General features: G+C 38.8%; 4 protein-coding genes. All 4 read right to left on the bottom strand.

Annotated elements, in window-relative coordinates; genetic code table 11:
- A partial coding sequence (locus ADI58_RS05565) for an LPXTG cell wall anchor domain-containing protein (RefSeq protein WP_049521788.1) occupies window positions 1–687 on the bottom strand: 687 nt, incomplete at its 3' end.
- Between the two features lie 41 nt (window positions 688–728).
- Window positions 729–6,566, bottom strand: a complete 5,838-nt coding sequence (locus ADI58_RS05560) for a ZmpA/ZmpB/ZmpC family metallo-endopeptidase (protein WP_049521787.1) — start codon at window positions 6,564–6,566, stop codon at window positions 729–731.
- A 238-nt stretch (window positions 6,567–6,804) separates the two neighbouring features.
- On the bottom strand, window positions 6,805–7,983 hold the full coding sequence (locus tag ADI58_RS05555; RefSeq protein WP_049521786.1) for a hypothetical protein: 1,179 nt from the start codon (window positions 7,981–7,983) through the stop codon (window positions 6,805–6,807).
- Window positions 7,984–8,000: 17 nt separating this feature from the next.
- Window positions 8,001–10,952, bottom strand: a 2,952-nt coding sequence (addA, locus tag ADI58_RS05550) for a helicase-exonuclease AddAB subunit AddA (protein WP_049521785.1), incomplete at its 5' end; no start/stop codon positions are given.

Here is a 10,952-nt window from a genome sequence, read left to right as displayed (position 1 = left end):
TGGTTTCTCTGCTTTAGGAGCCTCGTCAGGGACTGTGCCTACCGGTGCAGTGTACTCTGGCTTCTCTGATTTAGTTGTCTCGTTTGGCACGGTGCTTACAGACTCTGGATTTTTAGGTTTCTCAGCTTTAGGCGCTTCATTAGGGATACTTTCCTGAGTTTCAGATACTGGAACATTTTTTGTCCCCTCATTCTTATGTTGAATTTCTGAAATTGCATCATCATTAAGGGGTAAGTATCCAATATAACGATATCCAGCAATTTGAACTACTCCTTCATTACTTGGAGCTTTCAAAGGATTGCTTATATCGAGAGCTTGCATACTAGAAAGACTAATCAGTCCGATAGTAGTAACTAAGAACAAACTACTAACTTTTTTCTTTTTATGAACCAAAAGGACTAAACTACCAACAGCTAATAGACCTAAAGCTGTAAGCACAGAAGTCGATGAACCTGTTGCAGGAAGAGCTTCCTGCTGATAAATAAGAGCATAAGTTTCCTCATTATCAGTAGGAATTCCTGCCTGAATCTTAGTTTGTTCTTCTTGTGTAAGAGCGCTTTTTTCAACATAATGATAGGTAGAAGCATGAATGATTGACGGTGCAGCCAAGATACTTCCGAGCAACACCGAACCAACAATCCCACAGATTTTTCGGATCGAAAATCGTTCTTTTTTAAATAATGACAAGCGTAATCACCTTCTTCAATTTAATTTCTTAACAGTAAACACTATTTTTTATTTTCAAAAATTGAACTTCTAAAATCATCAGTTTGGTTAAGATAAGCTTTAAAGATTGCTCTCTTCAACTTATGAACTGCACTGTCTGTTTCTGGATTATAGTTATTCCAATGAGGAGTTTCTGTATCCTTGCGGACAGCTTCATTCATTAGTTGTTGCAACTCATCTATATTGCTTGTAGTTTTGGTTGCAAAGCTTGTCCATGATTTACTTGTATCATTAAAGGTAACTTTATTCAATTGACTGAATTTGTCTTGTCGCTCTTTATACATGGCCTTTTTAAAATCACTCCAAGTGTCGTATTGACCATTAAATAATTTTTGAAGTACTAATTTATCTGTTACCAATCCTTTAGTCTTACCATATGAGGTAATCGTTTTTTTATTTGCCCTAGCATCGGGTTCAAATTGATTTGAAATATATGGCACCATACCATCTTTAAATCCTTTAGCAGCTAATAGTTCATAGGCCATACGACGTCCCATCAGGTCACCTGGCGTTCCGTCATCATTACTTAATGCTGCATAAATCGGCGCAAATAATTTAATAGTGAAGTAGCCATTTCTTTCGTATTCACCTAAGGCATATTCCCTAGACGAAATAATATTATTCTCAATCAAATCATTAAATGAATGTAATTTTTCAGCTTCTGCATATGCCAAATCTTTAACTACATTTGTTGCATAGACACTATTTCCATCTGGGTCGGGATGGTACTCATTTGTAACTTTTCTAAGAAGTTGTTGTTTTTGATAAGTATCTAATTTAAGAATTGAATTTCCTTCAAGATATTCTAGCATATAAACAACATCGAACATATTGTGGACATATTGCTTCAAATCATCAGAGTTTTTAAATCTCGTAGTTGGATCGAGTATTTGTAATCGTTCTCCTTCTTTACTATCAGATTTTGAATGTTTCAAGATTGAGTTGATGGTGATTGTCGCATCATCTGGATGGTCTGGTGCTTGTAATAAGCCTTTGGCAAAGAACTCTGGTCCCAAGCCACTTCTTCGACCATAGCCACCAAGATAGATGTCCTGATCTGAGTCATGCGTCATCTCATGTGTATATGTGATAGCTCCATCCTTATCCAACATACGATAGCCCATATAATATACTGCATCCCCTGTAGCGTAAGCACCGTGTCCATTATGACCAACTTTATTTCCAACAGGGCCAAAGAAATGTTTCATTGCAGGATTTGAATTATCAAAATCTGCTACTTCTGTAGCCTTTCCTTCAGTATTATCAGTTCCAAATTTATAGGCATCATAAAGCAAGATATTTCGATAAAGCTTCTCACGCCCTTCCTTATCTAGAATACGATACCAATAGTCGTAGTGATCTCGTTGACGTTTGGCAGTTTCACGCGCACTCTTTTCAACAAAGCTATTCAAATCACCACTTGCTTGATGTTCTTTATTACGATAGCGATCATAAGAACCAAAACCTAGACTAGATATGGTTGAAATGACAAATACGGATCTTTCTGGCAAGGTAAGTAGAGGCAGTACCATGTTACGGTATTTCCAACTGTCGCTAGTGATTCGATCATAGACACCGATAGAGTACTTGCTGCCAACTTTTTCCTGATTAGCCCTCACTTCTGGAATATTAGATTTTTCTTCAACGATTAAGGCTTTTGTCTGAGATTTAAACCATTCATTGTTAGTTTGAGTAGGTGCAAATGCTTTACGGTAGCCTTCTAAAGCACTAAACAGGTCTTTTGTACCGTAGTTATTCGTTAACAAGGCATTGTAAGTAACCACATTATTTTTAGCCAAGAGATTGTTGTAGCCAGATTTACCTAGTTCAATAATCGTATCAAGAGGAGAGGTATTTCCCTTACCAAAGAAATCCATATGGAACATAAGCAAATCTTTTGCGCTAGCCTTATCAAATTTGAAACCATACCAGCGTTCTAGATAGGTTAATCCTAGCATCAAAGCTTCTTTGTTTCGCTTGATTTTATCAACGATGTAATTGTCAATAGCACTATTATTTCCAGTAACAGCAGCATCAGCTGAAAGCAATTTTTTAAGAGTCTCAGTCAAGTGCTCTTTGGTTTTAGCGAATTGCTCATCTAGATAGAGTTCTGTTAATTTAACATTATCAGAGATTCCTAACAAATTCTTAAGAGTAGTTGGATCATACTGCACTGTATTTAAGTCATTTTTAACTCTGTTTATTATAGACGTATAATCTTTTAGGAAAGCATTTGGTGTGTATACTAGACCTGTACTTCCAATAGTATACTCAGCCAGATTTGCAAAATCACTATGGTAGGTTAAGCTCACTTTCTCAGATGTTCCATCTTTGTAATGTAGTAGTAAGTGATTGATAGAGTGCTTATCTGAAGTAATATCTGAAACCACTTCCTCATTTTTCATAGCGACAACAGATAACAATTCTTTCTTAAATAGATTATTATCAGCTGACAATTGATTTCCATACTTCACAATGGTGTCTCTATTATAGAAAGGCAATAATTTTTCTATATTTTTATATGCAACTTTTCTTGCCTCCTGATAATGAGCTACCTTGGTATAATCTACATCCTGTTTAGCAGAATTTGTAAAATCTTCCACGGTTATAGTTTTCTTTGTAGTAATCTGGTCTTTCTTGGCTTGAACTGCTGTTTTTTCAATCTCAGTACCACGTTCTACAGTGGAATCAACTGACATTACCTCATCTCCAACTGCTTGAACATTAACTACCTTATTGTCTTTATTACTGTATACCTTTTTCTGCTTCATACCATTGAAGTGGTAACCAGAAATCGCATTCCCATTTGTAATATTCATATCGCTGAGAACGTTATTCAAGTGGCCGGTATTATCATCTGCTCCGCCTTCTTGCGTCCATAGGGAACCTGCAACCCCACCGACTCTAGCGAATGGTTTAGCATTATTTATTTCACCTTCAGCATAACTATTTGCTACAGTTGCATTATTTTCTACGATACCTGCAATTCCACCAATGGTTTGGTTAGAATATTCTGCATTGCTTGAAATAGTTACTGATGCTATAGAATGATCTACACTAGCATTCGTACCAGTTAATTGACCGACTAGACCACCAATTGCATACTGAGAGGTTGTAACAAAGGTATTTGTTATTCTTCCAGTGAAGCTACTATTACTTACGGTAGAATTTTCAACTTTTTGAATAAGTCCTCCGATACCTAGCTCACCAGCAATGATTCCATTTGCGTGAACATTATTTAAAGTTGAAGAATTTGTGGCTTCCTTAGCAACTGATGCGACATGATTCTTACCAGAAATATTAACATCTTTTAAGGTGAGATCCTTAACAGTAGCGTGTTCTAATCTATTGAATAACGGCTTTTTCAAATTATAGATAGCATAATGTTTACCTTGATGACTACCAATTAATGTCCCTGTGAAATTCTTTGTAACATAACTTTCTTGGTTTTCATTTAACTCAAACTCGCGAGCATTCATTGTTGCACCAAGTGTGAATGTTCCACTTGGTCTACTATTCATATCAGTTATTAATTTTTTAAATGATGTGTAGATAGGGCCGTCGTTTTGAACAACTTTTGGAAGATAATAAGTAAAATTGTCTTGGTATTGATTGTCTACAGATTGCTTCAAGTGTTCTAATCTAGCCGTGATTTTATAGACTGGTTTGCCATCTTTTGTAGTATCCTCAATGTTTGAAACTGGAAGCAGTACATCTTTAAATTTAGCTGACTTCACCTTAATGAAATAAGCAGATTTATTATCTGGTACTTTATCCAAGCTTGTATGCTGTCTTGACCGATCTCCTTCATAACTATAGAGCTCCACATCAGAAACACTTCTTAATTCTATTGTTTTCTCTGGATCTGTTTCTTTCGGCTTCTCAACAGGAGTTTCAGGTTTAAGTTGCTCGATATTCCCCTTGTATTCAGGAAGTGGATCTACCTGTTCTGGTTCTACTATTGCTCCTGCCTGTGGACCTGTGTATTCTGGTAGGGGGGCAGTCTGCTCTGGTTCAACAATAGCGCCAGCTTGTACGCCTGTGTACTCTTTTGGTGGCTCTACTTTTTCTGGTTCAACAATAGCTCCGGCTTGCACTCCTGTGTATTCTTTCGGTGCTTCTACCTTCTCTGGTTCTACTATCGCTCCAGCTTGTACACCTGTATATTCTGGTAGTGGGGCTACCTGCTCTGGCTCTACTATAGCTCCGGCTTGCACTCCTGTGTATTCCTTCGGTGCTTCTACCTTCTCTGGTTCTACTATCGCTCCAGCCTGAACTCCTGTGTATTCTGGTAGGGGTGTAATCTGCTCAGGTTCGACTACAGCGCCAGCTTGTACGCCTGTGTATTCTGGTAGGGGTGCTACTTGCTCAGGTTCGACAATAGCTCCAGCTTGTACTCCAGCATATTCCGGTTCTACTTTTTCTGGTTCAACAATAGCGCCAGCTTGTACTCCTGTATATTCTGGTAGAGTGGCTACCTGTTCAGGTTCGCCTTTATCTGTTACAACTGCTTCTGGTAACGCTGGTTGGACTGCTGGCTCACCTTTGTCGGTTACTACAGCTGCTGGTAGTTCAGGCTGAATTGCGGGTTCAACAATAGCTCCAGACTGTACTTCCTTATGTTCTGCACCAGTCTCAGCTTGTTCCTTTATAACTTGGGCTTTTTTAGTACCTTTTTCGACTATTCTTGTAACAGGCGCAGTCGTTGAAGTTGAAACAATTTCTCGTGAAACCTCTTCCTTGTTTACAGAGAATATTCTGACGATTTCAACTTTCTTACCTAATTTGCCTTCTTGTTTTACTCTTACAGTTCCTTCAGCTAAATCAGGATTCTCTTGAACTTCTTCTTGAAAATCTATTTTTGTCTCTATAGTTTCATCACGATATAAGAGTTCAGGTTTGTTCAATTGACCTGATAAAACTTCATCCTGTGGATTTAGTGTATTTACCCCAGTCTTTTCTTTTGGAGACACCTTCTCGTCTTTCTTCGTTTCTAGATTCTTATGTTCGGCTAATTGTGCTTGAGAATCTGAAGATTGTTTCTCTTCTTTTCTTGGATTGATTAATTCAGTAGAGAAAGGTTTTTCAACTACTTGAACTTCTGTCGGCTTAGTTGAAGAAACAGGTGTTTGTTCCTGAATAGTTTGTACTGTTGATGGATTCTCTACAAAATTCGGTGTAACACTATAATCCACCTTTTGTTGTTTTGTAGGAGTGGCTGCTGATTTTTCTTGATTATTTACTTTAGACTCAGAAGTTATGTTTTCCTCTTTGATATATCCGATATATGTATAACCTGAAATATCTTTAGGAAGAGGTAATTTTTCTCCAGAGGTCAATTCATAGTCCGTATTGTAATTCAGTAAAAGATTATTTTCTAAAGCATGAGCTGAAACTAAGACACCATTTCCTATTCCTGCAACCAATACTAAATGTAGTACTGTTTTATTCTTAATTTTTTTCTTAGAAACGGTAAAAATTAAAATTCCCAGAGCAGCTAAGCTAGTACCAGCAACTAAGGCTTGCATCTCATTCTTGCTTCCAGTATTTGGTAATTCCGCCAGTTGATTTTGGGAATTTAACTTATAAACAAGATAATAAGTCTCATCATCATTCTCCACGTATGTCGGAATATCATAGACAAGCTGCTTCTTTTCTTCTGATGATAGCTCTGAATCTGTCACATATTTATAGTGAACTCCCGCAGTTTCTTGAGCATCCACAGATGAACTAGCTAATACAGACATAAAAAATAAACTTGAAATCGTTGCAGATACAAGTCCTACTGATAATTTTCTAAATGAAAAACGTTCTTGTTTTTCACCAAAATACTTTTCCATTATTCCTCCTTGAAATACAATTTATAAATGTTACAAAGACCTTTATTATATTAGTGTATTATCTATAAAAAAGGTAGTATACCTTAATTATACTCTTTATTTACCGAAAAGTCTTAAAATTGAGTAGCGTTTTCATACTTTGTTTTATATATAAAATACCAAGCAGTAGTTTTGCAACTCCCTATTATTTTTTTGGATAAAATGTAACCCACCATGGAATTTCCACGGTAGGTGTTACTCATATCAATAATCGTTCTAAAAATGGTTTGATGCAGTTGAGAAGAATTCCTTCTATCCAGCTTTCTTGTGCTGAGGATAGATGTTCTGTCTGAAGGCTTTCTTTTAAAAAGTCTCGGACTTGTTCTGGTGCGATTTCAAATTCAAAGGCTTTCATTTTATAGAAAAAATCGATGAGATGATCTGACAGATATTCAGTTGAAAAGGGAACTTCTCCACTTTTTCGATATTCTAATAAGAGTCTAGAAAATCGGGCTTTTTCTTCAGGAAGCTCACGAAAATAGGAATTGAGGAGCCAGGTCTGCTTCTGTTTTCTTTCAATTGGATCTTGACCGGCAATTCGTTGATCTTTTTCCAGCTCTTTTTGGTATTGTTTGGCCTTGATAGCCCGTTCTGTTCGATTTTTACCAAAAAGAATTTTCTCCCACTTGCGTTCTTCTTGGGTTAGGGTTTCTGTAAAGCCAAAGTAATCCTGATAGGCACGCTCTGCTGGTCCCATGGCTAGAACCAGATTGTCTGCATATTGTTTGGCGATTTTATCCCTCTTCTTGCGCTCTTTCTCTGCCTGGATTCGGAGTTCTTGTTCGTAGTCAATTTTCTCCTTTCCTAGCTTGACAAGATAGAGTTGGTCATCTGGTTTGCCAAGTAAAAAGGGTTTGATACACTTTTCAAGGACTTCTTCCATACGAGCCTTCTTCTTGGGTTCTGCCTTGGTCCAACTTCCTCCCTGAAAGACTTCTAAGAAGAGCTGGTAGTCTTTCTCAGGTGAGAACTGATTGCCACGATTGGGTTTAAAAACACCTTTTTCCCAGAGCCACTTTAGAAGACGCTCGTCAAAGTCACTTTTATTGACCTTTATTTTTTCCTTTTTCTGGGCTTTTCTGGTTAGATTTTCAACCTTTCTGAGCAGTTTTTCCTCCTCTTCCAGTTGCTGGTCAAGGGACAATCGATGAAAATGACGAACACAGTCGCTACCAATCGGAAATAGTCGTTGACCTGTGACACCGTTAAAGAGTTCGTAAGCGTATTTGATAGCATTTCCACAGACACAATTGCTACGGCCGATACCGTTAAAAATCAAGGAAACTTCATTCCATTCCTTGGTAGCTTGTTCCCAAGTATCAGCTTTTGAAGCCTGTAAAACCGCATCATGTAGGGATTTTCTAACTGGAAGTGTCATGAGGTCTCCTTTCTAAATTATACTTTTACAACTTGAACCTCGTCTTTACCTAGTAAAATCAAGTATTTCTCAATATTTTCAATCGAATAGGCTCGAGATAAAGCCTCTCCGTATAGGGCTAACTGACCACGATAGCGGTTTATGAGTTGACTTGGATCATCATAGCGGTCTGTCTTATAGTCGAACAGAATAATTCTGTCCTCATAAAGCAGATATCCATCAAGGATACCACGGACAACGAAGTCTTCCTGACTCTTTTGGTCTCGTTTGAGCATGGAGAAAGGTTGCTCACGATAGAGATGGTTGGTATTAGCAAGAATTTTCTGACCGAGTGCTGTGTCAAAGAATGCAAGAATTTTAGCAAGATTGATCTTGTCTCTGACCGCTGGGCTGGTTTGAACTTGTTTGAGAGTTTCTGTCAGGCTAGCAAGTGTTGGTCGCTGACTGAGGTCAATTCTCTGCATGAGTTCGTGGGTAGCACTACCAATCTCAGCTCCTGTTACCTTTTCTTTGCTTGAAAAATCTGGTAAATCAAAGCTGATTTTCTTGTCTACTGATTGAGCTTGTCCTGCAATCTCAACACCTTCCATATCCATAACTGGTTCGTAGAATTTCTTGATTTGACTTGGGGTTTGAACGCTAGGAAGTTCAATGGCTGCACGGTGAAGAGTATTATAAACTTCCACTTCTTTCAGCATCTCAAGAGCTTCCTTAATGGTTTCTGACTGGCGATTGTCTGCTTGGGAGCTATCTTTGAGAGGACTCTTGTTTTTCAATTCTCCGATAGCTTCTCTAGTCAGCTGATCTTCGCCAATAAAACGATAACTAAAGTTGAGATTGTCCTTTGCAAACACTTTACTGATAGCCCACATCCAATCTTGGAAATTCCTTGCTTGCAGTCTAGTATTGCTATTTAGTTTTCCATTTTTAGCTGCTGGATATTCCTTGGCTTCCAGTTTTTCACGAGAACCCTTACCGATAAGATAGAGCTTTTTCTCAGCCCGTGTCATAGCAACATACAGTAGACGCATTTGCTCAGAATAGCTTGCCAGCTGTAATTCCTCTTCGTTCTGCCTATAGGTCAGGCTAGGAATAGAGAGCTTGATGGTTTTAGGGTAGTAGGCTTCCACTGCTCCTGTATCCATCTTGGCAATATACTTGACACCTAGACCGTTTTTACGGCTGAGAATGACCTCTGACATGCTGTCTTGCTTGTTGAAATCTTGATCCATATTGAGAATAAAGACGTAAGGAAACTCCAACCCTTTACTCTTGTGGATGGTCATGAGCTCTACTGCATCTTTTGGCGGTGCGACTGCCACGCTTGCAAGATCGTGCTGGGCTTCTAGGACCTTGTCAATCATGCTAATAAAACGTGACAAGCCCTTGAAATTGCTCTTTTCAAACTGGTCAGCTCGCAGTGCTAGGGCATAGAGATTGGCTTGTCTAGCAGGCCCATTTGGCAAGGCTCCAACATAATCATAATAAAAACGGTCATTGTAAATCTTCCAAATCAAGTCATAGAGAGAGTGCTTTTTGGCATACAGGCGCCAAGAAGCCAAGATATCCATGAATTGGTTTAGTTTCTCAGCTAACTCCGTATGAATCAAGACTTTTTGGCTACTTACCTGTTTTTGAGCATTTACTAGTTTCTCATAGAGATTTTCTTGGACTTTATCCTCTGTTTTCTGAAGGGACAAACGTGCTAACTCGTCCTCGTCAAAGCCAAACATTGGAGACTTCATAAGGGCAACCAAGGCATAGTCTTGTAGGGGATTGTGAATGACACGAAGTGTGTCTAACATGACTTGCACTTCTAGGGATTGGAGATAATTGTTTTGCTCTCCGTCAGTTTTGACAGGAATTCCGTACTCTGACAAAGCGAGAAGAATCTGGTCATTACGACTGCGACTGGAGGTCAGAAGGGCGATTTCTTTAAAGGAAACACCTTGTTCCTGATGGAGTTTAAGAATCTCCTTGATAACTAAGCGCATTTCGCCTGTTAGTTTCGTTTCTGCCTGACCCTCTTCTTCTTCATTTGTGTCGTCCTTATCGTAGAGGAGCAATTCTGCCTCGTTTTCTGGATTAGGAGTCAGCTTGGTATTGGCAAAAATAAGTAGGTGCATGCTGTCATAGTTGATTTCTCCGACCTCTTGGTCCATGAGGCGTTCAAAAACATCATTGGTTGCTGACAGCACTTCTGAACTACTACGGAAATTTTCTTTGAGGAGAATGAGCTTGCCCTCTTTTGGATTTTGCGCATAGCGTTGAAATTTTTCATTGAAAATCTGCGGGTCTGCCTGACGAAAACGATAGATAGACTGCTTGATATCTCCCACCATAAAGCGATTGTGACCATTAGACAGCAATTCCAACATCCGTTCTTGAATATGGTTGGTATCCTGATACTCATCGACCATGACTTCGTGGAAACGCTCCTGATAAGCCTCACGAACTTGCGGGAAATTCTCTAAAATCTCAATGGTGTAATGGCTGATATCAGCGAATTCAAAGGCGTTTTCCTGGCGCTTACGTTCACGATAAGCTTCCACAAAATCACTCATGAAGGTTTGGAAAGTCTTAGCTAGTTCCCAGGTATCTCCGTGATAACGTTCTTGATAGTCGAGAATCATTATCTGGTCTGATAATTGTCCTAGTTTAGCAAACTGTGCCTTTCTTTCTTCGTTGTAGGCATCGACCAGCGGCTTCAAATCAGCCTTACGACTAGAATTAGTCAGAGCTCGGCCGTTTTTCTCTTTCGAAATTGCGACAACACGCGCAAGCACTGCCTGATAAGCCTGACTATCGGATTCTTGATTTAAGGAGCCAATTTCATCTAAAATCAACTGAACATTCTCTAGATAAGCAGCCTTTGGAAACTCCTTGGCATCGTTATCCAAATGGTAACGGAAAAAGCTTTCCAAATCCCAAAGGGCTTGCTGGATTTGCTCAGTCAGTTTTTCTTTTTC

Origin of the sequence: Streptococcus mitis, from assembly GCF_001074635.1 — a bacterium.
Classification (GTDB): Bacteria; Bacillota; Bacilli; order Lactobacillales; family Streptococcaceae; genus Streptococcus; species Streptococcus mitis_E.
The sequence above is the reverse complement of the archived record's forward strand: the minus strand, read 5'-3'. Positions and strand labels throughout refer to the sequence as shown.

Excerpts from the sequence above, each read along its gene's own strand:
- ADI58_RS05560 (WP_049521787.1), bottom strand. The coding sequence starts at position 6,566 with ATGGAAAAGTATTTTGGTGAAAAACAAGAACGTTTTTCATTTAGAAAA.
- ADI58_RS05555 (WP_049521786.1), bottom strand. The coding sequence starts at position 7,983 with ATGACACTTCCAGTTAGAAAATCCCTACATGATGCGGTTTTACAGGCT.